Below are 25,191 nucleotides of genomic sequence, written 5' to 3' on the forward strand. Positions count from 1 at the left end.
TACTCTCTTTCATTATGGATCATGATTTTCAGTTTCACTTCATTGAACCGGATCATAGTATTGCAGACTTTGTGGAAAATCTTGGCACCTTCCATAATGATTCTGAACAATTTAAGGAAGTGGTTATCATTCCCGATGGACGGATTGATTTATTTTTCATGCATTCACCTTCCGAACCTTTTCACGTTACCCTTGTTGGGCTTGAAACCTATCCGGAAGAACGACAAATTCCTCCCAAAACGTCTGCTTTTGTTATCAGTTTTAAACCTATTGCCGTTGAATATATTTTAAATACAACTATTGCTGATATACTCAATACAGCAAGAGAACTTTCTCCTGATTTATGGAATTTTAAAGTTGATGATTTACAAAACTTTGAATTATGTTGTCAAAAAGCAACACAAAAAATAAAAGAAATTCTCCCTGAAAAAACAGACGAGAGAAAATTAAAACTTTTTGATCTTATTTATGCTTCAAAAGGCGAGATGAGTGTAAAAGAACTTTCAGAAAAAGTAGGTTGGAACAGCAGACAAATCAATCGCTATTTCACAAAACAACTGGGATTGTCATTAAAAGCTTATTGTACCATTTTACGTTTCAGAGCTTCACTGGAACATATTGCACAAGGAAAACTGTTTCCTGAACTGAATTACACAGATCAAAACCATTTTATAAAAGAAGTAAAGAAATTTTCAGGGGTTGCACCCAAAGAATTATCAAAAAATAAAAACGACCGATTTGTACTATTATCAGTATTAAAAGGCAAGTAATTTTGTCCTTTAAAATTTAAATAAAATGCTGATAAATAATAAATCAATAGCCATTATTGGTGGCGGACCAGCCGGACTTACTCTGGCAAGACTCTTACAGTTGAAAAACGCTGATGTTAAAGTCTATGAAAGGGATTTTAATGAACACGCGCGAGTGCAGGGCTCACCTCTTGATATGCACGAAGATTCAGGACTTGCAGCCTTACGTAAAGCAGGGTTGTTAGAAGAATTCAAGAAAACATTTCGCCCCGGAGCAGATAAAACACTCATCATGAATGAACAGGCTAAAATTCTATTCAGTGATCATGAAGCCAAACCTGAGGAAGATTTTGGAGCAGAACATTTTCGCCCTGAAATAGATCGTGGTCCCCTAAGAAAAATGCTTTTACAATCTCTGAAACCCGAAACTGTGGTATGGAACAGCCATTTTATATCTATGGAACCACAAAATGAAGGTTGGTTGCTTCATTTTAAAAACGGAACATCAATGTATGCAGATATTGTTATTGCTTCGGATGGAGCTAATTCTAAAATCAGACCTTACCTCACAGATAATCAACCGGTTTATTCTGGAATAATAATGCTTGAAGGAAATGTAACCAAAGAAAATGCACCAAATATTAATACTTTGATCAATGGTGGTAAAATAATGGCGTTTGGTAACAGTAAAAACATATTAATGGGACAAAAAGGCAATGGTGATCTTGGTTTTTATGCCAGTTTTAAAGCTGATGAGACCTGGGCAATTGATAGTGGATTAAACTTTTCTGATAATACGATGATTCTTCAGTGGTTTAAAACAAAATATCCGGAGTGGGATAAAATATGGTATGAGCTTTTTGAAAATGCACTGCCACCTTTTATTCCCCGCCCTATTTACTTTATGCCTTTAGATCAGCCATGGAAAACCATGTCTAATTCAACATTAATAGGTGATGCAGCCCACGTTATGCCTCCATTTGCAGGTGAAGGAGCTAATATGGCAATGCTTGATGCACTTGAATTAAGTGAACATTTAACAGATCATACCTACAATACATTAAAAGAAGCTATTTCTAAATATGAATTGAAAATGCACAAACGTGCTGCAAAAGCTATAAAGGAATCCTTTGAAAATGGAGAAAGAATGCATTCTGATACAGCACTCTCCACAATGCTGGACTTTTTCAATGGGCATATCTTATCATGATAAAAAAAGACTGCCTCAATTTGAGACAGTCACTTTCCCTCTAAAAAATAAATCTAGTTTCTCCCCGTTTTAGATCCTGATTTTGGAGACTCATTTGTGTTGTTTCTTAGTTGACCTGATGTTATTATTATTTTTAACCTAATTATCAATAACAATGAAAATAATAAATCATATCATGATCAAAACTGATATACAAATCTATATTTTAAACTTTTAAAAAGAAAAAAACCTCCTACTACACACATACAACACGCTTACAAACAACTGTATTACACATAGTTAAAATTGATTCGTATTGATAATTATTCTATGTCTGAAAATATATCCTATAACAACTAAAAGAGATTGTATATAAAAAGTACAGAGTCTGTATGCACAAATAATATTCAAAAATTTTGGACTTTAAATAAAAAATTATATAAAGTAGTATTAGTATTTAGCCATGATCTAAAGAAATTCTCTAAGAAAACAGAAAAAATAAAACACACTGAAATACAGATAGTTAAAATCAGAACATACAGCTGTAGTACATGTGTAGTATCGTTTTTTTTCTTCTTTTGATTAAAAATTTTCAAATTTGACATGAGACCACTAAGGAAATCCGGGTGGTGAAAAAAAAAAATTCGAAAACACTGTCTGACGTAATGCCTCAGACAGTTTTTTTTTTGAATTAAGACAATTCATCAAAGAACTGATAAATATCCGTTTCTGTCGGAATATTGAGCCTTTTCCGGATTCTGTATTTTTTTTGCTGTACGGTTCTGTGCTGAATAACAGTATAATTAGCAATCTCTTTAGAAGTAAAATGTAGTTTTAACATAGCACAGAAAGTAAGTTCAGAGTTTTCCAGCCCAGGATTGATTGATTGAAGTTTATGGATAAACTCAGGATATGCTTCTTTAAAAAGATTCAGGAACTCAGGATTGTTATTTCTCGCCAGCTCTATGAGTTCATCCTGCTTCTTATCATTCATCTTATTTTTGAGCTGTTCTGATTCTGTTCTGAGTGTATTTTTTCTCTCTCTTAAAAGCTTTATGATTCTCCACGAATACAATACCAATAATAAAAAGACAGCAACGGATATAAGGATCACCCATTGTATATTTTTTCTATGGTTTTCAGCAGCTATTTCAGTTTCTGCCATAAAAGATTCCATATCCTGATTGATGGTTTTTAAAGCAGCTGCATTATTTTTACTAATTGCCTCAGTATAAGCATTTAAATAGTAGTATGCTTTTTCATTATCACCTGTGTTTTCGTACACCACCCTTAAATCATTATAAATATATTTCGAATAATAGGCATAAATACGCTTTGTATGACTATCTATTTCTAATGCTTTCTTCAAAACCACTTCTGCCTTATCATATTGTTTATCAGCAATATAATATTCTCCCATAATAGTATTGGCATACAAAGCAATTCCATCTATTTTTCTGTTTTCTAAAGCTTTATTGTAAGCAATGGTCACATACTTTTTAGCAGAATCCATATTTTTATGCATATAGATATAATCACTTATAGCACAGTCTGCATACCCTGAATTGTCTAGTTTTTTAGCATTATGAAAATATTCCAGAGCTTTTTCAGTTTGTTTTTTCTGACTATAAAAGACACCTTGCTTAATATAAATATTAAAAAGTATATTATTTTTCAGCTTTACATCGGTATCTCCGCTATTTTTGATAAAATCTATAGCTTTATTATTATAATCCAGGCACTTATCATATTTTCGCAGTTCGTAATTAAATTTTGCATAATTGCCATAAAATATAGCCTTATGAAGATTATTCTTGGAATTTTCTAAGATTCTATTAGCTACGTCAAAGAAAAATTGGGATTTCCTGTAGTTTTCCAGAGATATATTGACAACCGCTAAATTAATAAGACATAAAGCTTTGCCTTCTTCATACCCTATCTTATCTGCTTTTGCGTAATACCTCTTATTAAGGCTCACGAGAGAATCATATTCCCCAGAAACTCTGAAGTCTTCATTCTTTTCCATCAAAGGAACATCGAAGGATTTTTCAAATTCTTTAGAGTCCTGTGTACAAGAACCTAAAAGAAAAAGTAATGCGAAAAGAAAAATACGTATCATGGTTCTTTCCTGTTAAAACTAAATTTTAATGTAAATTATAATTAAAAAACGACTAAATACATTTAAATATGTTACAAATTCATTAAAATTTGACAGATATTGCTATATACTATTTACCTAGGTTATCAAAAAAAACATAAATATCTTCCTCCCCAGGGATGCCCAATCTCTTTCTGATCCTGTATTTCTTTTGCTGAACAGATCGATGTTGCACAAAGGTATAATCAGCGATTTCTTTAGAGGAAAAACCAAGCTTCAACATCGCACAAAAAGCAAGTTCAGAGTTTTCGAGATCCGGATTAATGATTAACAGAGAATTAATAAAATCAGGATATAATTCCTTGAATTTCATTAAAAAAGAAGAATCATTTTTCTTTGCCAATTCAATCACCTCCTGTAGCAATTTATTATGAACGGAGGTTTTCAACTCTTCAGTTTCTTTCTTAAGGTTTCTTTTTTTAATTTGAAGTAACTTTATAATCCTCTGTGCATATACCCCGGAAACTGTCAGTACAAATATAGATAAAGCAATAAGTAAAGGCAAATAGCTTTTCTGCCAGTCTGATTCTGTTTTCATTTCTGAAATAAAATCATCAGTTGTCTTATTCATACTGGCAAACCTAGCACTTTCCAACCGGTTTTCTTCTTCCATATAGTTTTTCAGATAATAGTAAGCTTTACCTCCATCATTTTTCTTTTTATAAAGCTCAGCCAATGATTTATATACAGCAGCGATATGGGTTGAATACGTCCTTTTTGTTTTTATATTAATTTCAAGGGCTTTTTTAAGGTTTTTCTCTGCTTCATCATTATTATTATTAATCTCATTATAGTAATACCCCATTGTAAAATAAACCCACAATGATTCCACATCACTTGTCTTTTGGCTAAGCATTTTTTCATCTGCCTTGCCAACATATATTGCAGCTTGTTGTAATTGATGAGTGAACAGGTAATACTGAGCAAGCATACAATTACTATATGCGGAATTTTCCAGTTCATTAGCCTTAATAAAAGATTTTAATGAGGTTCCCATCCAGCCTTTAAAGGCAAAAAAGATTCCTTTATTGATGTAAACTCTGGGAATTAATTTATCCTTTATCTTTGAATTCGCCGTACGATGAATATAGTAAAAAGCATTATTGTTGCATTTAATAGCTTTATCATATAATTTCAAATGATTAAAATAGAGGCTATAATCATTGTAAAAAAGGGCTTTATGGTAATTATTTTTTGAATTTTTAAGTTCTTTTTCAGCATTATTAAAGAAAAACAGAGCTTTTTCATAGTTTCCGGCTGAGACATTTACTCCGGCAATATTAAGATAACAAAGTCCTTTACCAGCCTGATAATTCATTTTATCTGCCTTCTTCAGATAGGTCATATTGAGATCCATAAATGCTTCGTATTCCCCTGAAAGTTGCAGGTCATTACTTTTCTTGAGTAAGGAAATATCAAATTCTTCTCTTTCTTTATTTTGAGAAGACTGATCACAAGATACTACAAGCAATAAAAGACATATACAAAACGTATACATCACTATTGCCATCATCGATCTTAAATATTTTTTATTGTTTTTAATAATTATCAAATTTAATTTTCTCTATTTCTATATTCTAAAATTACCTCAACATATATTTCAAGAAATACAGTAAAAAATTAATCAATCCGCTGCTATTATCAGCACTTCTTGTCATAAATATACATAATTTCTCATTTTGTTTATTGAAAATTCTGTTCCAATTTTAAAAAGTCATGATGAATTTTACTAAGTAGAGAATATTTATTCTGTGATTAATTTTTCAAGATTGGAAAATAGAATTACCATTTACAATCAATTCTTTTATCAACCTATATATTTGTACCTTTATGCCATAAGTACAGGAAACTCATCATAAACCATGAATATTAACTATCGCAATCTCTTGCCTGAGGAAAGTAAACTTTACAGAAGTATTCGTTTGGAAAGTCTCTTTGAATTTCCAGAATCATTTTGTGCAGATTATCATGAAGCATTAAAAATTGAAAAATTCAGAATAGAAAGCGATATAGAGCAACAATCATTTGAAAGGTTTGTGTTGGGTGCTTTTTCAGAAGATAACCTTATTGGAATCTGTGTATTTGTTAAGAGTGAGAATAATATTGGTCATATTTATCAGATGTATGTCAAAAAGGAATTTCAGGGGAAAAATATAGGATCTGGCTTAATTCATTCTATTATTAATGAAGCCAATAAAAGATTTAATGATATTGAAATTTTTCTGGAAGTAACGCTTCAAAATAACAAGGCATACCATCTGTATAAAAAAATTGGTTTTGAGGAAATTGTAAACGAGACAGATCCTGAGAACTCTATTGCAATGAAATATATTGGATAAAACAAAAAAGAACGACTGAAATAGTCGTTCTTTTATTTGTGACCCGGCTGGGATTCGAACCCAGGACCCATACATTAAAAGTGTATTGCTCTACCAGCTGAGCTACCGAGTCGGTCACTTATATTTCAAAGTAAATCTCTTTTTCAAGAGAGATAAAATAACTACTGAATGCAGTTTTTTTTATTTGTGACCCGGCTGGGATTCGAACCCAGGACCCATACATTAAAAGTGTATTGCTCTACCAGCTGAGCTACCGAGTCGGTCACTTATTTTTCAAAGTAAATCTCTTTTTCAAGAGAGATAAAATAACTACTGAAATGCAGTTTTTTTTATTTGTGACCCGGCTGGGATTCGAACCCAGGACCCATACATTAAAAGTGTATTGCTCTACCAGCTGAGCTACCGAGTCGGTCACTTACTTTTTTAAGTAAATCCCTTTGTTTAAGGGACTGCAAAGATAGGAAAACCCTCTTAAATTCCAAATTTTTTTGAGATTTTTATCGTAAAATTTTCATCAAAATAATTAAACATCTGTTTATAAATAATTTACGAATATTATTTTTTTCACTTAAAATTTTAAATTTCTGTAAAAACCGATCTTCAAAGGACAAAATCACTGTTGTCATCAATGCTCACGAGTATCATAGTGAATAAAATATTTTTCCTTTGCTAATCATTTTTAGAATTCCTTTTTTGTTTTTACTACAAATAAGTTCTAATTTTGGAAGGAATAGGCAGGAAGAGCCTCTTATCGATTTATCTTTTCAACAGTTAAGTCATCTCAAATCACAATTTTCTGTTTTTATAATAGTTCAATATTTATGAAATTAATTACTCCAAAAAGATTAGTCAGTGGTGATAAAGTAACAACCATATCCATGTCCTGGGGCGGCGCCGGCGATTTACCTCATCGGTATTTAAAGGGCAAAGAGCGTCTGAGCCAAATTTTCAATCTGGAAGTTACCGAAACAAAACATGCCTTACAATCGGCAGAATGGATCTACAACAACCCGGAAGCAAGGGCTAATGATCTTATGGAAGCTTTTTCGAATCCTTCTGTAAAGGCTATTATTTCAAATATTGGCGGAGATGACAGTGTACGAATGTTAAAGTATATTGATTTGGAAGTAATTAAAAACAACCCTAAGATATTTCTAGGGTTTTCCGATAGTACAGTGACTCATTTTATCTGTCTTAAAGCTGGTTTAAGTTCTTTTTACGGTACTTCTCTATTGGTAGGATTTGCAGAAAACGGTGCAATGCATGATTACCAGATCAACGATATTAAAAAAACGCTGTTCTCCTCTGACATCATTGGACAAATTAAACCTAACAAAGAAGGCTGGACCACCGAATTCCTTAATTGGTTTGATGTTTCACTACAGGATATCGAAAGAAAACTAACTCCATCTACGGGATGGCGCTTTATAAGAGGGAGCTCTATTGTACAGGGACCATTAATAGGAGGTTGTATGGAAGTATTGGAAATGCTGAAAGGAACTGATTACTGGCCCGATCTGGAAACATGGAAGGATTCTATTCTCTTTTTTGAGACATCAGAAGATAAACCGAAGCCTGAATATGTACGATGGTGGTTGAGAAACTATGCAGCCATGGGAATCTTGAAAAATGCTAAAGGAATTATTTTTGGAAGACCTTATGATAACTTATATACTGAAGAGTATGAAGCGGAATTGCTGAAAGTTCTTGATGAAGAAGGTTTATATGATCTTCCTGTGATCACTGAGATGGATTTTGGTCATACCTGCCCTACTTTCACACTTCCTTATGGGAGACTTGCTGAGATTAATTGCATTGATAAAACATTTTCAATATTAGAAAGTGGAGTTTTATAATTTTCCTTGTAAATATTTTTCGCGGGCTTACAGCCCGCGAAAAATATTTTATAAAAGTAACTGGGATGTTTCTAAAATGATCTCTATTGATACTCAAAAAGTTCAATAATAGTATCTGCCAACTCTTTCCCGTAATGTTTTCCAACCAGATAAAGGGCTCCGTCTATTCCTGCCGTTATTCCTGCCGTGGTAATTAATCTTTCCTGATCAACAAAACGAATATTTCTGTTCACTATACTTTTTGGATTGTACTCTTCTAACGCGTCTAATAACATTGAATGGGTTGTAATCTCATAATGATCCAAAATACCTGTTCGGGACAAATGCATACTTCCGGTACAAATTGTAAAAACAACGGTATTATCATGATAACAATTCTTTACCCAACCCATTACAGTTTCCTGAAAATCATCATTCTGTAAATATTTCATCACTTGATCCGGATTAGCTCCGGGAATGACTATCATGTCTGGTTTGGGCACAGTTTTCACATCATAAGTTGGAGTAATTTTCATCGTATTGGCTTCTGTGTATACTGCTTCAGAAGATTGTCCAACGGTATAGCAGTTATAACTTCCCGGACGAACAACATTTGCTTTAACAAAAACATCCAAAGGACCGTTTAAATCCAGAACTTCTACCTGATCGTAAATTAAAAATGCGACATTCATTGTTTTGTCGTTTTGCTCTTGCTTCATAATTCTATTTTTAAAGATTAATATTTTAAGATAAAGACATAGGAATAGCATGTTGATAAATACTCATCAACCTTATTTGATACTCAAAAAAGTAAAAAGAAATTATTCTGTACTCTTACTGTTTTTACGGTATTGTGCCGGAGAAAGAGATAAATATTTCAAGAATAGTCTTCGGAGGGAAACAACACTTCCGAAGCCACATTTTTCAGCAACCAGTTCAATACTTATATCATTGTATTCCAACATATTTTTCGCCTGATCAAGCCTCATTTTTTCAAGGAATTTTCCGGGTGTCATTCCTGATTCTTTTAAAAATACTCTTGAGAAATTCCTGACGCTCATATTCATTGATTCAGCAATATTTTCTATACTGATTGGCTGTTCAAGCTTGTCTTTAAGCCAGTCTCTTACTTCTTTTGTAAAGGAGGATAGCATTTGATAATCAGGTAAGGCATTTCCGAATTGTGTTTGTACTCCAGGTCTTTTTAAATGCAGTACAAGATGCTTGGCAACCTCGGAAGCTAATGGTTTTCCAAAGTCTTCTTCTAACAACGCCAATGCAAGATCAATCCCTGAAGAAACTCCTCCTGATGTGTATATTTGCTGATCTTTTATAAAAAATGGATTGATATTTACTTTCAGATCGGGATAGTTTCTCTGTAAAATATCTGCATATTTCCAATGGGTAGTCACCTGCTTTCCTTTTAAAAGTCCGGCTTCTGCCAATACAAATGCTCCCACGCAAACTGATCCAATACGTCTTACGTCTGTAATTCTGTTTTGTAAATAATGATAAAGATCGGAAGTGATTTCGCCTAATACTTTAAGTTCTGTTCCTGCTACTAATAAAGTGTCTATGGGAAAATCAATATCATAAATGGTATGACTACAAATTAAAGGCATTCCTGAGCTTGAGTATATAATTTTTTCTGAAGTACCGGATACCATATGAACTTTATACCCGAATCCAGAGACATTAAGGAGATTGGCTGCTGTAAAAACATCAGTGGGACCGGCAACATCCAATAACTGAACCTCCGGCAATACTAAAAGTACTATATTTTTCTTATGATTATTTTTTTCCTGCATATCCTTTCTCAATGGTATAATGCAAAGGTACCGAGAATGTCTTGTGGCTGCAATGACAAAAAACGAACAGTTTCGGACATAAAAAAAGACTGCCTTAAAAAGACAGTCTTTCCACTCTCACTATAAAATTAGCTATAAAGCTATACTTTTTGTTTGTGTAGGAACTGAAAAAACGTTTGTAAGTCTTTGCAATTCCGGAAATAAATACTCTGAACTCATTACGCAGGTGACAAACTGCGGGATTTTAAGTACAATGCTGTACGGTTCAGATAAGGCAAAAGGATGATCAATAAAAGGAAAGCTGCGAGAAGCCAAACCATTATTTCGTAATAATCCATTGCAAAACGCACGTGATCCTGAACATTCATTCTGCTTACTAATAGTTTGTTTGATGCTTTTACAGCATGATCCTCCAACATTCCACGCGCTGTAAGCTTAGATGTCTGCTTATGAAGATAGTCTTTAACAAAAGGATCTACTGCACTTAAATGATCCTGAAAAGCGTTATAATGACGGCTTTTCTCATAAAGTTCAAAGAAATTAATCAAAGCTATGCTTACACAGAATCCCAGATACCGTATCGCCAGAGCTGTTGCCGCTGCTGATGGACCGATAGAAGCAGGAACTGATGATATGATGAAAATAATCGTTGGAACCATGATCAATCCTACTCCCAGCCCCTGAAGGAATAACGGAATATAGTAATTGAATTCATTTGCCTGTACATCAAAGGAATAATACATCAATGCATGAAACAGAAGCAACATCAGAAATCCGGGAACCCAGACATACTGTATTCTTTTTTTCTGTAAAACCATACAGCAGGCAATGATAACTCCGACAATTAATCCTGAAAGATTAAACACATTGATATAGGAAATATAAAACGGATCCAAATGAAGTTCTGTCGCAAAAAAAGCATTGGTAATCCCTGAAGCAAAACGACATATATACATGACAAAGAGAATCAACAGACCTATTTTAAAGTTTCTGTAGCTGAAAACCCGCAGGTCTATATAAGGTCTTTTAATGGACTTCTGACGAACAACAGATATTCCTGCCAAGGCGATAATTCCTATCACACTTCCCAAAATACGAGGATCTTCCAGCCAATAATATTCCTGCCCGAAAATGGTAATATAGCCTACAAGCACCAGAATCGTACTGAACACTGCAAAACTTTGCCAATCCAGCTTATATAAATGAAATCTTGCATGCGTTCTGTAATTACTCATCGCCAGTGTTAAAAAAATAAGCCCCGGTAAATATGAAAAGATCGCAGTTTTATAGACAATATTAAAATTATACGAGTCTATGAGATCTGCTGTGATCAGGTTATTAAATGGCAACGCACATAAAAGAATACCGAAAAACACTGAAAAACTGATCTCCCGTCCTCTTTCACTGCTCAAGCGAGTAAAAATCAAAGTAAGTGAAAGGTTGACATTTCCTGCAAATAACATTCCCTGAATGAAACGTATCGGAAAGAGGACGTAGATCTCATGGGTAAAATAACATATCAGACACGCTACGATCTGTAATGTTGTAAATAATAGAAAGTATTCTTTAGCGGCAAGAAAGCTGAAAAACCTTCTTTCCAGACTGTAAAAACCTACATATCCTGCATAAAATAGTGCTACGGAAAACTGGATATCAGCCGGCTCACTTCCATAATATCCTGCCGCCGCATTCACATTGGATAATGGCAGAAAGAATATGATGATTCCGGGCAGTGTCATGGAGAAAAGAATAATTTTCACCAGCCATTCCGGAGCCCATCTTTTGAAGTAAGGCATTTGTCTTTTAGCCATTAGGAGTGTTTTTTATTGGCGTATACATTTACGTTCATTCCCATTTTTAGAACGTCAATGTCTTTTCTTTTTCCTTCCACTTTGATTCTCACGGGAATACGCTGTACAATTTTCACATAGTTTCCTGTAGAGTTGTCCGGAGGTAATAATGAGAAACTGGAACCTGTAGCTGGTGATAATGAAATAATTGTTCCCTGAAATTCTCTGTCAGGATAGGAATCCGCCACAATTTTTACACGATCTCCCACATGCATATCTTTAATCTGGGTTTCTTTATAATTGGCAATCACCCATTTGTCTGTTTCATTGTTAACGATAAAGGCAAGGGTTTCTCCGGCATCAATCATTTGTCCTATCTCAACAGTTCTTCGTCCCATTCTTCCATCATACGACGCTACTACAGCGGTATAGCTTACATCCAGTTTATGGCGGTCTAATAAAGCTTCAAGTCTTGCAACTTCTGCACGTACAACTGTTTTTTCTGCCTGAATATCATTTATTTTTGATACGGAAGCGGCGTATTTATCCTGAGAAGACTGATAGTCACTTTCATTGACATCCAACGTTGCTTTTACATCTTCAAGTCTTTGTTTTGTGGCAGATTCTTCGTCATAAAGCTTCTTATAGCGATTATAATCAAGCTGTTGCTTCCATACTTTTGCTTTATTGGCATCTACCTGTGCCTGTGCTGCTGCGGCTTCTTTTTCTGTGGTTCCGGTATTGCTTTCTAGAACCTTTAGCTCAGCACGGGCTTTCTGAAGAGCTGCCTGTGTTTGTTTTTGCTGAAGAACGTATTCACGGTTATCGATCAGTAAAAGGGTATCTCCTTTTTTCACTTCCTGGTTTTCCTCAAATTTTACAGCAACAATGAAACCTCCGGCTCTTGAGATCACTGGATTTACGTATTCCTGTATCTGAGCATCATTGGTTTGTTCATATCTATAATAATTCTTTAAGGTAAAACCGCCCCAGACAGCAAGTGCGGCAACGATTAAAACTGAAATCCATCCTGTGATCTTTGTGATCAGTCTGTCAGTGGGGGTATATTTTTTTTTCATTGTATTATAAAACGCCTGTGATATTTTGTAGTAAATAATAATTGTTTTGTGCCATGATCTTTGCTGCCTCCAATTCGAATTTTGTCTGAAGAAACTGTATATCAGCATCCAGCAATTCTGTTATAAGAGAGGTCTGATTGAAGTAAGTATTTTTAATGATACGTGCATTTTCTTTTGCCTGGGCAACATTCGTTTCTGCCACTTTTATCTGCTCAAGAGCTTCCTGATAACGCAGATAAGCTTCTTTTACCTGTTGTCTCACTTTATCTTCCGTGTCTTTATGTACTTCTTCTTCTTTTTCAAATTCCAGTGCGGCTGCTTTTACTTTCTGAGTATTGTGGTAAAGAGAGGAAATAGAAAATGAAGCTTTAATTCCTACAATTCCCAATGAATACCAATAAGGGTTATAAGGATAAAGGAATATCTGCGGATTGGCATAATAAAATTCTCCGTACATCCCAACTTTAGGACGCACATTGGCTTTTACCTGTTTCAGTTTGATTATACTCAATTCCGTTTGTTGTTCGGAAACATGATAATCGAAAGAGTGATCCAGCGCCAGTTTCAAATACTCTGCATACGTTGTATTTTCATTCCATTGGCTCAAAGGAGTTTCAGGAATTACCACCTGTTCGTCCGGAACACCAAGAATAATATTCAGCTTCTGAGTTACGATAAGAATATCATTTTCAATAGTAATCAAAGTCATTTTACGTTTGGAAAGCTCAAGATCTATTCTTAAAACATCACTTTTCAGTACTACTCCATTTTTATATAAAGCCTGTATTTCTTTAAGCTGTGTCTTTTGATCTTCAATATCCTGTTTGATAAGGTCTCTGAAGATTAACGTTTTCTGTAATTCAAGATAAAGTGCTGCTGTTTTGTAATGGATATCAGAAACAGATTGCTCTTTCTGAATATTTTTTATCTTTTGAAGGGTTTGATTTTCTTTGATCTTAAGATTTAATTTATTTCCGTTGTAAATATTAAGGTAAAAATCTGCTCCCGCTCTGTAAAGGGTATGAATTACTTCATGCTGGGTAGGTTTGGAAAAGATACCGTTTTCGTAGATGGGAATGTTGGAGGCTTTTTCTGCAGAACCTTTTACTTCTATTTCCGGAAGACGTTCTCTTTTGGCGTCTTTTACTTCGGCTTCTGCGATGTCTACATTGATGGTTTTGATCTTAATATGACGGCTGTTTTCTTCAGCTCTTTGCCATGCGTCTTTTAGGGAGATTCGGATGGTATCATTGCTTGGACTGCCTGTCTGGGCTGATATTGTGTAGGAAGCTCCCAGCATCAGCAGTCCGGTGACATAAATTTTCATTTGAATTTTTCGAATTATTGCACTGCAAATTTATTCTCAATCCTGATATTATTTTTACCTAAAATAGTCAACTTTTACATGATTCCAGCCAAATGATTATATTTGCATTTTCATTATTTACGAAGTTTTTTATGGGGTTAATTGCAGCACTTCCGGATATCGATAAACACGACAAAAGTGTGTTTGTCATGCACGAAAAATCAGAGAAACTGATACCTTTTCATAAACATACGAAGGGACAGTTAAGCTATGTAGAAGGCGGTATTGCTTATATCACAATAGACAACCGAACCTATGTAGTGCCAGCCAGACATTTCTTCTGGATACCACAAGGCATGGAGCATATTCTTGAAATCGGACATACAGCTACTGTTCTCCGTTCTCTCTATTTTTATGCTTATGATGATGTTTCAGATCCTTTTTATGGTAAGCTTGGAATTTATCCGGCATCAGAACTTTTAATCCAAATGATTAAATACACAGAAATGTGGGATGAAAAACATGTGACGGAAAAAGATGAGAATTTTGAGTTTCTTGTAGCTTTAAAAAAGATTTTACCTAAGACTCATAAACAGCCTTTACCGATCATCCTTCCTGCTACACATAATAAGCAGATGATGAAAATTGTTTCCTATCTTGAATGGAATATTGGGGAAAAACTTACGCTTTCTAATGTAAGTGCCAGATTCGGGTTGAGTGAACGTTCTATGTCACGTCTTTTTAAAGCAGATATGAATATTTCGTTTCTTCAGTATTTGAAAACGTTAAGAATCATTAAAGCTATTGAGCTGCTTTTAAATACTGATAAGGCAATTAATGAAATAGCAGACGATGTTGGGTACAGTTCGATCAGTGCGTTTAGTGATACTTTTCATGAATTTACGCAATCCAGACCTTCGGATTTAAGGAAAAGTAGTAAGGCGTTTCGTTCTCCTTCTATTTGATCGGAAAGATTATGGTATGTGAGTTTTTTGCTGCGGATATTTTTTGCCACGAATTCACGAATGCTTTTGATTTTATAAACTTAAATGAATGCTTAATAAAAACACCTACTATCCTGAACCTTAAAAATTTAAACAACCTTATTAGTTCGTAAATGTTTTTAAAAACCATTAAGCAGAAAGGTATAAAAGGAGGTAAAATCATGTGATTTTATGACGAAACTATATAAAACAAAAACCTCTTTCTATTCCCTTATCTGCTTGAATGACTTATTTTTTTAAATTACTGTACTGCTTTTATAATGGAGCTGGTAATCTGTTCTTCTTTCTTTTTTGAATATGCAGAATCAAAAGGTTCCATTACATTAAATAGATATTGATAAAAAGGAGTGATTCTCTGAACTTTTTCTGATTCTTTTGTTGCTTTTTCTTTACCCATTTGTTGAAGTTCTTTCATAAAAACATTGAATTTTTTATCAATCGGCTCTATGGATTTCAACAGGTAAGTTTTTGCCTTATCGTTTTGTCCTAATAGTCTGTAAGCATCAGTAACACCAGCAACAACAAGGGCATATTCCATAGGTTTTGGTCTCATCTGTCTTCTGGCTCTTGCCTGAAATTCCGGGGAAAGCTTAAGGTAATAATCATATTCTTCAAATATTCCTTTCTTTAAATTTTCCGCCAGCTGAAGCCCTTTTTGCTCTTCCCCGGCAACAATATATCCTGTTACAATGGAGCTTAACGAACGGGGATCATTATATTTTTCAGCAGGAATTTCCTTTGCAACAAGATCTAAAAGTTCTTTTGCTTTTGCATTTTCTCCTTTGAGAACAAGTGCTGAAACAGCTCTGCTTACAGACATTCTGTAGCTTATGATATTGGAAGTTGCAGTTTCATCATAATGAATATTCAAATCCTTAAAATTTCCCCATTTATAGTTTTTTACAACATTGTAAAGTGAAATAGCATCTACCCTGCCTTTATCGCCATCCGGGCTTTGAGGAGTACGAATAGGGATCAGCCTGTAACTGAATCCGTCAAACTGCAGATACTCATCAAGGTAAAATAAATTCTGACTGTCATAGATCCCAGCTGAAGAGAAGTTTATCGGGCGCTTCCAATCAAAATTTGCTAATACATCCAGCATGATAAGATGACTTTTATAAAGAGTATTCGCTTCATAGTTAATGGTAATCTGATCCACCGTATTCTGAATATCAGAAGGGTTAATGATTCCTGATTTCACGGCATTCTCTTTATTCACAGGAAGAACAAATTTATGTACCGGAATGATATTATACTTTTCATATTCTTTGTCTCCAAAATACATTTTCAACAGCTCGTCTTTAGCCGGTGATTTATATTTTAAAAATTGAAGAGCTTCTTTTACTGTCATCGAATCCTGAGTAAGGAATTTTTTGAATTCCTGAAACTCGGTATCCGGAGCACCTTGATCTTTTAGCATGGCAAACATTCCTTCCCAGTCTTCTTTTTTCATCACGTATACCTGATCATTTACTCCATCTCTGTACTCCTCATGGGTTAATTCCCCGGGAATTGCCACCGCATTGTACGTTTTTCTTTTTACCTGATCTATATTCCATGGAGTAGCAAGCAGGGTGAAATTCACCGTTTTCACATCATCTCTGAATCTTTCGGTTTCCTGAAGACCCCAAACCGGATAGGTATCATTATCGGCATAAGTGAAAATAATACCGTTTTTAGGTAAGGAGGCAAGAAACGAATAGGCAGAATCATAAGCTGCGGATTTTTTGCTTCGGTCATGTGAAACATAGTTCTGAAAGCCCATCATAAAAGGTATTCCCAGCAGAATTCCCCCAAGTCCAATATTGGCAATATTGGATTTAATTTTAGATTGAATGAACCATAGAATACTTCCCGCACCCAATCCGATCCAAATGGCAAAAGCATAGAATGATCCCACCATTGCATAATCTCTTTCCCTTACTTCAAAGGGTTTTACACCTGTATAGAAAACAATCCCCACACTGGTTACAATAAATAATGATAAAAGTGCATAGAATCTCCCAAAATCTCTGTTTAAGTGAAAAAAGAAGCCTATAAGCCCTAAAATGAGTGGTAAAAAGAAAAATACCACCGTACTTTCATTCTTAAATTTAGCCGGCATATGATCCTGATTCCCTAGTAAAGCATCATCAATAAAAGAAAATCCGGAAATCCAGTTTCCATTGGTATTTTCCATATGTCCCTGAAGATCGTTCTGTCTTCCTACAAAGTTCCACATCAGATATCTTACAAAGTAGTACCCATTCTGAAAGGAAAAAAAGTAATCCATATTCTGTGCAAATGAAGGTCTTTGTACGTTGATAAGATCGTAGGGTTTCACCTTCATATAATCGTCAACTGTAATGGAATCATCTTCATATTTTGCTCTTAGTTCATCAAAAATCTGCTTTGCCTGGGGATTATCAGCTATATCTTCATTATCATAATTGAATGTAAAATCCGGAGCTCCGTACATCGAAATATAATTCGCCATTACCTCTTTATCCTCACTAAACATTCTGGGCATAAAGCTTATATGAGATTTATTGTAAACGTAATTAAACCTTTCTCCTGTTTTTCTGTATGTTCTGGTTTTTTCATCCTTTTCATACATTTCCCCGGTTATTTGCCTCTTATAGCTTCCGTCTTCATTTTTTTCCAGCCCTTTTCTGTCAAGAGCAGCTGTATAATTTTGCCCGTAGGTTGTAGGCCAGTCTCCGTACTGTTCTCTGTTGTAATAATCTTTCATCCCGATAGCGGTATCAGGATCATTAAGGTTCATTGGTGGATTAGCATTTGCTCTGATCGGAATCACCATCCAGCAGGAAAAGCCAATAATCATATATACGACAGATAAAACAATGGTTTGGTAAATATTTTTTTTTGTTTTTCTGGCATGTTTAATGAGAAAGAAACTAATCATCACCATTAGAATAAATGCGACAACCGTTCCTGAATGGAAAGGCATTCCCAAACCGTTTACAAAGAAAATTTCTAATCTTCCGAACATTGTCATGATCAGAGGAAAAATAAGTTTAAAAACAAATGCCAGAACTCCAAGTGTTATAAGATTGGCGGCAATAAAACTCTTCCAGGTAAATGAGTAGTTTCTCGCATAATATATCAGACATATTGCCGGAATTGTCAGCATACACATCATATGTACTCCTACTGAAAGCCCTATAATAAAGAATATAAGAATAATCCATCTTTCGTTATCTACAGCCTGATATTCATTTTCCCATTTGGTAATCAGCCAGAGTAAAAGTGCAATAAACAGAGATGCCATTGAATACACTTCCCCTTCTACCGCAGAAAACCAAAAGGTATCCGAAAATGTAAAGCATAAGGCACCAATAGCACCTGCAAAAAGAATTGAAATTTCCTGATGCTTGGTAATCTCTTCTGAATTTTTATTTAAAAGCCTTCTGAACAAATGAGTAATGGTCCAGAACAAAAACAAAATCGTAAATGCACTGAACAACGCAGACATAGCATTGATCACTATAGAATAATTGCTACTGTTTCCCAATGCAAATATACTGGCTACTGCTCCCACAATCTGAAATAAAGCGGCTCCGGGAGCATGTGTTACTTCGAGTTTGGATGCTGAAGAAATATACTCACCACAATCCCAAAAACTCAGAAAATGTTCTATCGTTGAGAGATAGGTAATGAATGCAATAGCAAAAAGGAACCACCCAATAACGGTGTTCCATTGTTTAAAAGACCAATTTTTCATATAATATTTTCCAATAATATCAGTAAGACAACTGAAAAAGAGAATCTATTACATAAAATGATGATTTTTTTTAATAAGAATGAACGTTATGAGATTTAACATTGAAATTACTATTGAAATTCACAATCCTCATTCTTAATTTTTTAATAAACATTACTCAATCCTCCATCTAAAGGAATGCTTGTTCCGGTAAGATAAGCGGAATATTCTGAAGCAAGAAATGCAACCAAATGACCATATTCTTCAGGTTTTCCGAAACGTTTCATAGGGATTTTATTTTCACGGGTCTTTGTGACTTCTTCTACGGAAACATTCATCTTTTCAGCATCGTGGCTGATCAGATTTTGAATACGAGCGGTATTAAAATATCCTGTTAAAATATTATTCACGGTTATATTATGTTCTGCTACTTCATTGGATAAGGTTTTTGCCCAGGCAATGACCGCAGAACGAATAGAATTTGAAAGAGCAAGATTTCCAATCGGTTCTTTCACAGACAGAGAGGAAACATTGATAATACGACCATTCTGCTGCTTTATCATATGAGGCAAAGCTAGTAAGGTAGTTTCACAAACTGTTTTAAATAGGAGATCAAAGGCTTTCTGATAGTCTTCAACATTTTTCTCGATTGCAAGCCCTGGTTCCGGACCATTGGTATTATTAACCAGAATATCTACTGAATGATCATTAAAATACGCTGTAATAGTTTTCTTAAAGGTATCAAAATCAGAAAAATCCACAACAAGGTACTGATGTTTCTGATCATCATGTAAAACAGGTAACAAAGCTACAGCATCTTTAAGTTTTGCTTCGTTACGAGCCATCAAAGTAACATTGGCACCACATTTTGCCAGTTCAAACGCGATTCCTGCTCCTATTCCCTGGGTAGCGCCTCCCACCAAGGCATTTTTTGAAAAAAGCTGAATATTCATGTGTTCTGATTATGATTTTAATCTATTAAAGGTAAGAAAAAACTCCTGCCAATATTGATGACAGGAGTTCTAATTTATAGAATTAATATTCTGTATAATTAAATGTTTTATCAAGATGATCAAAAGCTATTTCTTTACTGAGAATTTCTTTTACCTCATCAAATGTTATCAGACCTTCTGTTTCAAAGGAATTTCCTGCAGATACTTCATAGGTATATTCAAAAATATCACGCTGATAGATATTCTTCAGAATTTCCACCTGTTTTGGGGTTAAGTAAGGTTCGTGTGTTTTCAATTGATTGAGAAGATTTTCTTTCATGTCTTCTTCATCTTCTTCAAAGAACATGGAGTCTTCATCTACTTCAGTCACTGCTTCCAATAGCTGACGGAATATAAAATCCTGAAGATTTCCGGCAAGCACTTCAGCTTCCTCTTCATCATGGAGAATAATTGTCACAGGAACATCACCATCCTTTTCCAGATCATATTGAAATGCGTATAAATCCCCAGCTCCATTAGCCGCAAACGGGACAAATTTATACTTTGAATGAATATTCCTGTAGTCTTCATCATCAGACATTTCTTCAATGGAAGTATCCACAAGTTCTTCATCATTCCAGATTTCAATATCGTATCCAAACAGAAGTAATGGTGGGTTTTCTTTTAATTGCGGAAAGGTTGTAGAATACCAATCACTTCCAGATTCGCCCCAATCCAGCATATTTTTATCATTTAACTGCTTGTAAATTTCCGGATATTGAAAATTGTATTTCTTTTCTAGTTCTGATATATTCATTGTAAATTGGTTTATTTGATATTAAGTATATTTTGATATTACTTTGGTTTATGTATTACGCTCCATACAGAGGTAAGTATTTTCTTTTTTATGATAAAATACTTCTACAAATGGCTCATCCTGTAATCCGATCTGAAACAGAAATTCAAGATCCTCATTCCATTGCATAGGGACATCATCTTCTGGCCAGATCATTGCCCAGCCTCCCATGTAAGCAAAAACGCCATCATTGTTATAAATAGGATGTGAATCCATCCAAAGATCGGTATACTCATCCGGGGCAAATGCCGCTAAACTTGATAAATCATCTTTATCACCGTCATTTTCAATGATCCAGGATTGAGTTTCCTCATCTCCGTAATGCATCAGTGTTTCAAATGGCGGATAAACTTCTGTATCTCTTTCCGTTAAAGGAATGTAAGCGTTTAAATCTATGGATTCTATATTGACTGGCTGAAATATGAATTCATCCTGCTCTTCTATAAGCCCCATCCATTGGTCTGAATATTTTATTAAAAAACGAACAGGTTCATCTTCGTTGGTATATGCTGTTATAGTATCGGAGTCAGCAGCAGAAACAAACAGTGATACCTTTCGGATCATTGGCTGTGCCTTTTCTTTCAATTGGCTTAAATTCATGAAAGGGTGTAAGTATTTAATTCTTAAGACTCAAAAATAGTCTATTTTATCGGGTCTGCAATGGATTTACAAGATGAAAGTAGAAGTCTGAACAACCATTTTATATTCAAATTGTAAACGGATAATTCTGACTCAACGTAGGTTCTATACTATTCAATGCATCACAAAAACTTTGTTTTATAGAGTCTGTAATCTTATCATATTTATCAAAATACTCATCTAACTGTCGAATGAGAAACGCCATTTGCAGCCATTGTCCGAAACTGATCTGCATCGGTTGCAACTTTTCATCATAGTCATGATCGTAAAACAGAACATTTCCCTGCGTGTCTAAAAACCATCGGTCGCCTTGCCCATTTCCAGCAAAGCACCAATAATCTGGTGTTTTAAATTCTTTATTTTCATTGACAGCTTCTATAGAATTGTACAAAATGGTTTCCGAAGAAATTTCAATGGTTTTTATGGAGGTAATCAGCTTTTTATATTGTTCCGAAAAAGGAAAACTGACAGTTTTGGGAAAATTTTGTATGTTCTTTTTCGCCTTTAATATCTCTGCTTCTATAGCTTCAATGGATGCTATTTTAAACGAAATCATATCACTAAAGTTCTGTTTTTTCTATTAATATTCGATATCATCTTCAATTCTATGTTATTGCCATCTATCCATTGAACTGTAATTTACATTCTATAGTAAGATTATTTTTTTCTACCAGCTCTACAAACGCCTGAGTAACGAAATTAATTCCTTTATTTTCATCCTGAACAGCATATTTTGCATTGATAGATACTTCATTTTCAAATGTAAATTTCATTCCGTCAAAATCCTTTACAATAGGTGCTGTCTTTAGAAACAATGCAGCATATACAGGAATAAACTGCCCTTTCAATATATAGGGTATAAACTCTATTTCATTCCTGAGTTCTTCTTTCAGGGCTGATACCGCTTGTTGGGAAAAAAGTTCTCCTACTCCACCTGTATAACATGTATATAGATCATAATTATTTAAAAAAGTCTCCAAATTCAGCTGATACTTTTCTGTAAACTCTTCTTTAATTGGAATATTATTGTTCCTCAGTGGAAAATTTCTGCATTCAGGCAGTTTAAATTTATCGAAAATTTCTCCTTTCCTGTCGATTACAGAGAAATAATTATCTTCTCGTTTATGGAAAGCAAACAAGGTATATAAATTCATTATGTTATTCTTCATTCGTTCAATCTTTCCTAGGTTGTATTTATATTTTATTTCAATAATGCATCAATATCAGCATAAAAAGAATCTTTACTGTAATCTGCTACTCCTGTATGTCGAAGGCGAATTGCTCCTTTTTTATCCAGTACAACAGTGGTTGGCAACGAACCATCATAGATTTCCTTCGGAATAGTGCTTGAAGAAGTTATAAATGGTACTGTAAAACCTTTTTGTTTTAAATATGCTATTCCTGCCGCAGAATCATCATCGAGATTTACAGTCAGAAACACAATATTAGGATTAGATTTGTATTTTTCATAGAACTTCTGAACGGAAGGAAATTCAGCGCGACACGGAGGGCACCACGATGCCCAAAAGTTGATGAATACTACTTTCCCTTTTAAATCTGATACATTAATGAGTTTTCCTGACTCGTCTTTTAAGGTAAAATTGGTATAGGCAGCAGTTTCCTGAGCTTTAGGTTCTGATATACTTGAATTCAGTAATCCTGTAGAAGCAACCTGCCTCATCAACCATGCTTTAGCATCCGGATTCACAAGTAATATGATGAAGAGAATAGCTAAAATCGCCGTAGACCAATTATTTCTGAACCATTTTTTTAACTGTTCCATATTTCTGATAATTCTTTACAGCAATATAAGGCTAATTATTTGAATCAATACCTTGAATGAAATACTTCTTCACAAAAAAAGCCTTTAAATCCTAGGATTTAAAGGCTTCCCTCTACATTAGGTCTTCCTTATTGAAAGGAAAACTGTCACTCATCTTTAGCATACATCAATAGTCTTATCTGAGTTTCTACCTTACAGTTTTTTAGATATTTTAAAGTGATGATGTTCAAAAAAGCTCATGTTTACAATGAAATATCATGGTTATTAGTTGAGTCAAAACACAAGCTTTATAGACATTTATATTGCCACGAATACACTAATAAATAGTCTATATTTTTAAGCAACATTACCTCACCAGTCTTTTTCTGAACATCAACAGCAAGGAACTGAAAAATATCAGATAAGCAATATTGAATATCGCTCCCCCAACCCACCCCGAATAAGGAAGTGGTAAAATATTTTTTATCGGAATGATAAATATGGTTAAAACAAAGGGCGTCAACAAAGCCATCCATCGTGGAAGAAAAGTTTTATTCAAAAGGATACATACTGCAAATGAAATCCATCCAATTGCCAGAACTCCAATAGCTGCTCCCCAGGCAATATTCAGCATTCTCATAAAGCCTCGTCCCGTCTCTAAAAGATAAGGATGTGCAGACGGATCTGTATGATAAACTGCTTTATAGATCTTTCCAACATAAAAGAATCCGGCATGCCCTAAAGGAGACAAAACCGCCCCTGCCAATAGGATCCAATACACAGAAACAGCATACCATGATTTTGTATTTTTAAAAAACTGATATACCAACCAGCTTGCAGGAAGCAATAAAGGACCTGTCAAAGCACCAATCAAAGCACCGAACATCAATCCGGGAGTAGAGCCTTCCAGCATTAAGGTAGCGAATTCGACATTTACCTGATCTGCATAGGTTTTTGAGAATAATGGATAGTCGTCCGGATTCGGATCAAATCCTGCCACAAAAACATCACCGATGATCCAACAAACCGATACAACAATTGCCGCTACAAAAGACCAGTTGATCTTGCTTGAATACTTCATATATTTTCTATAAATAATTAATTTTAATAGGTTTTGAATTATGATTCGCTATCTGCTTTTTCTTTATGTCTTTCCATTGCAGATTTGTCTTCTGTAACTCCCGATTTCCAGTAAGAATAAGCATACAACTCTTCCTGTTTCCATTGTTTTTCTTTTCTGAGATAGTTTCTTATTTCTTTCACTGATGAAAACTCTGCTGCAACATATCCGGATCTGGAGGTCTCTGGTAATATCTGCTGCTTTACAACTTCAGCAATTCTGCTTCCAAGCTGTGGATGTTCATTATGTAACCAAATGAAGTCAATATTGGCAAGCGTCTGTAAATCCTGCTGATCTTCTTCACTATGCACTTCAATAATACAGGTTCCTTTAGCAGTTTCCGGAAGATCTTCAAGAATAGCTGCCAATACGGGAATTCCTGTGGCGTCTGCAACTAAAAGGTAGTTTTCAGCTTTACCATAAAGTTCTGTTTTACCGTCTTTCATAAGTACTCCCAGCAGATCACCTTTCTTAGCTTCCAATGCCCATGCAGAAGCCGGTCCTTCATCTCCGTGAGCAACAAAATCGATCCAGATTTCATTATTTTCAAGATCAATGCCCCGATGGGTGTATGTTCTTATACTTGGACGAATTTCTTCAGGCTGTGGCTTCCACAACATTTTATCATAATCAAACTCAGGAAAGTGAATTTTACTTACACCTCTAGGCGGAATAAGTATTTTGTTATTCACTCCTATTGTTGTATTAGCGATTAAAGGAATATCTTTTCCTGTCAGAAAAACTCTGATATAGTGTGGCGTAATATATTCTTTTCTGCTTACTGTAAGCTCAGTTTCTATATCTTTAAAATTTTTCATAATATTGTTTTACTGGGGGTTATACTTTTTAAGTTCCTACGATCACATCCTTTCTTTCTATAATTTATTCGTAAAAACAAACCTTATTATTAAGAATGATT

21 protein-coding genes and 3 tRNA genes are annotated in these 25,191 nt (G+C 34.6%); 5 read left to right on the forward strand and 19 right to left on the reverse strand.

What is annotated here, in order from left to right; translation table 11 throughout:
- The first annotated feature begins 14 nt into the window (after positions 1-14).
- On the forward strand, positions 15-770 hold the full coding sequence (locus BW983_RS13620; RefSeq protein WP_076552456.1) for a helix-turn-helix domain-containing protein: 756 nt from the start codon (positions 15-17) through the stop codon (positions 768-770).
- Between the two features lie 25 nt (positions 771-795).
- A complete protein-coding gene (locus tag BW983_RS13625) occupies positions 796-1,959 on the forward strand; it encodes an FAD-dependent oxidoreductase (protein WP_076552457.1) in 1,164 nt (387 codons plus the stop codon).
- A 670-nt stretch (positions 1,960-2,629) separates the two neighbouring features.
- Here BW983_RS13625 and BW983_RS23725 read toward each other — a convergent pair.
- Together BW983_RS23725 and BW983_RS23870 are read right to left on the reverse strand one after the other, a co-directional pair.
- Positions 2,630-4,057 carry a tetratricopeptide repeat protein gene (locus BW983_RS23725; RefSeq protein WP_084184494.1) on the reverse strand — a complete coding sequence of 476 codons (1,428 nt, stop codon included), beginning with the start codon at positions 4,055-4,057 and terminating at the stop codon, positions 2,630-2,632.
- Positions 4,058-4,166: 109 nt separating this feature from the next.
- Positions 4,167-5,609 (reverse strand): helix-turn-helix transcriptional regulator, encoded by a 1,443-nt coding sequence (locus BW983_RS23870; protein WP_139329278.1) that lies wholly within the window; start codon positions 5,607-5,609, stop codon positions 4,167-4,169.
- 349 nt (positions 5,610-5,958) lie between these two features.
- Between BW983_RS23870 and BW983_RS13640 the strand changes: the two genes are divergently transcribed.
- A complete protein-coding gene (locus tag BW983_RS13640; RefSeq protein WP_076552458.1) occupies positions 5,959-6,435 on the forward strand; it encodes a GNAT family N-acetyltransferase in 477 nt (158 codons plus the stop codon).
- A gap of 39 nt (positions 6,436-6,474) precedes the next feature.
- Here BW983_RS13640 and BW983_RS13645 read toward each other — a convergent pair.
- From BW983_RS13645 to BW983_RS13655, 3 genes are all read right to left on the reverse strand, one after another.
- Positions 6,475-6,547, reverse strand: a tRNA-Lys gene (locus tag BW983_RS13645).
- Positions 6,548-6,622: 75 nt separating this feature from the next.
- Positions 6,623-6,695: transfer RNA gene (locus BW983_RS13650), tRNA-Lys, on the reverse strand.
- A gap of 76 nt (positions 6,696-6,771) precedes the next feature.
- A tRNA-Lys gene (locus BW983_RS13655) sits at positions 6,772-6,844 on the reverse strand.
- 412 nt (positions 6,845-7,256) lie between these two features.
- Here BW983_RS13655 and BW983_RS13660 point away from each other — a divergent pair.
- Positions 7,257-8,291 (forward strand): S66 family peptidase, encoded by a 1,035-nt coding sequence (locus BW983_RS13660; RefSeq protein WP_076552459.1) that lies wholly within the window; start codon positions 7,257-7,259, stop codon positions 8,289-8,291.
- 83 nt (positions 8,292-8,374) lie between these two features.
- Here the strand turns inward: BW983_RS13660 and BW983_RS13665 are convergent, their stop codons facing one another.
- From BW983_RS13665 to BW983_RS13685, 5 genes are all read right to left on the reverse strand, one after another.
- Positions 8,375-8,989: a DJ-1/PfpI family protein gene (locus BW983_RS13665; RefSeq protein WP_076552460.1), complete on the reverse strand. Its 615-nt coding sequence runs from the start codon at positions 8,987-8,989 to the stop codon at positions 8,375-8,377.
- Between the two features lie 102 nt (positions 8,990-9,091).
- Entirely contained in the window at positions 9,092-10,078 is a 987-nt protein-coding gene (locus BW983_RS13670) for a GlxA family transcriptional regulator (RefSeq protein ID WP_076552461.1), read from the reverse strand.
- 218 nt (positions 10,079-10,296) lie between these two features.
- Complete coding sequence (locus BW983_RS13675) at positions 10,297-11,889, reverse strand: efflux MFS transporter permease (RefSeq protein ID WP_076552462.1); 1,593 nt, start codon at positions 11,887-11,889, stop codon at positions 10,297-10,299.
- Positions 11,889-12,947, reverse strand: coding sequence for an HlyD family secretion protein (locus BW983_RS13680; protein ID WP_076552463.1), 1,059 nt, complete (start codon positions 12,945-12,947; stop codon positions 11,889-11,891). Before BW983_RS13680 ends, BW983_RS13675 begins: the two co-directional genes overlap by 1 nt.
- A gap of 4 nt (positions 12,948-12,951) precedes the next feature.
- A complete protein-coding gene (locus BW983_RS13685) occupies positions 12,952-14,274 on the reverse strand; it encodes a TolC family protein (protein ID WP_076552464.1) in 1,323 nt (440 codons plus the stop codon).
- Positions 14,275-14,405: 131 nt separating this feature from the next.
- Between BW983_RS13685 and BW983_RS13690 the strand changes: the two genes are divergently transcribed.
- A complete protein-coding gene (locus tag BW983_RS13690; protein ID WP_076552465.1) occupies positions 14,406-15,218 on the forward strand; it encodes a helix-turn-helix domain-containing protein in 813 nt (270 codons plus the stop codon).
- A 280-nt stretch (positions 15,219-15,498) separates the two neighbouring features.
- Here BW983_RS13690 and BW983_RS13700 read toward each other — a convergent pair whose 3' ends face one another.
- The 9 genes from BW983_RS13700 to BW983_RS13740 form a co-directional block, all read right to left on the reverse strand.
- Positions 15,499-18,984 (reverse strand): glycosyltransferase family 117 protein, encoded by a 3,486-nt coding sequence (locus BW983_RS13700; RefSeq protein ID WP_076552467.1) that lies wholly within the window; start codon positions 18,982-18,984, stop codon positions 15,499-15,501.
- Between the two features lie 143 nt (positions 18,985-19,127).
- Entirely contained in the window at positions 19,128-19,916 is a 789-nt protein-coding gene (locus BW983_RS13705) for an SDR family oxidoreductase (protein WP_076552468.1), read from the reverse strand.
- Positions 19,917-19,998: 82 nt separating this feature from the next.
- Positions 19,999-20,712: an SMI1/KNR4 family protein gene (locus BW983_RS13710; protein ID WP_076552469.1), complete on the reverse strand. Its 714-nt coding sequence runs from the start codon at positions 20,710-20,712 to the stop codon at positions 19,999-20,001.
- Positions 20,713-20,760: 48 nt separating this feature from the next.
- A complete protein-coding gene (locus BW983_RS13715; RefSeq protein ID WP_076552470.1) occupies positions 20,761-21,351 on the reverse strand; it encodes a hypothetical protein in 591 nt (196 codons plus the stop codon).
- Between the two features lie 106 nt (positions 21,352-21,457).
- On the reverse strand, positions 21,458-21,946 hold the full coding sequence (locus BW983_RS13720; protein WP_076552471.1) for an SMI1/KNR4 family protein: 489 nt from the start codon (positions 21,944-21,946) through the stop codon (positions 21,458-21,460).
- A 64-nt stretch (positions 21,947-22,010) separates the two neighbouring features.
- Positions 22,011-22,559, reverse strand: a complete 549-nt coding sequence (locus tag BW983_RS13725) for a hypothetical protein (protein ID WP_139329279.1) — start codon at positions 22,557-22,559, stop codon at positions 22,011-22,013.
- Between the two features lie 32 nt (positions 22,560-22,591).
- Positions 22,592-23,173 (reverse strand): TlpA family protein disulfide reductase, encoded by a 582-nt coding sequence (locus BW983_RS13730; RefSeq protein ID WP_076552473.1) that lies wholly within the window; start codon positions 23,171-23,173, stop codon positions 22,592-22,594.
- A 346-nt stretch (positions 23,174-23,519) separates the two neighbouring features.
- Positions 23,520-24,233 carry a DUF6796 family protein gene (locus tag BW983_RS13735; RefSeq protein WP_076552474.1) on the reverse strand — a complete coding sequence of 238 codons (714 nt, stop codon included), beginning with the start codon at positions 24,231-24,233 and terminating at the stop codon, positions 23,520-23,522.
- Positions 24,234-24,271: 38 nt separating this feature from the next.
- A complete protein-coding gene (locus BW983_RS13740) occupies positions 24,272-25,090 on the reverse strand; it encodes a siderophore-interacting protein (protein WP_076552475.1) in 819 nt (272 codons plus the stop codon).
- Positions 25,091-25,191 lie beyond the last annotated feature (101 nt).

This window comes from Chryseobacterium ureilyticum (assembly GCF_900156735.1).
GTDB lineage: Bacteria > Bacteroidota > Bacteroidia > Flavobacteriales > Weeksellaceae > Chryseobacterium > Chryseobacterium ureilyticum.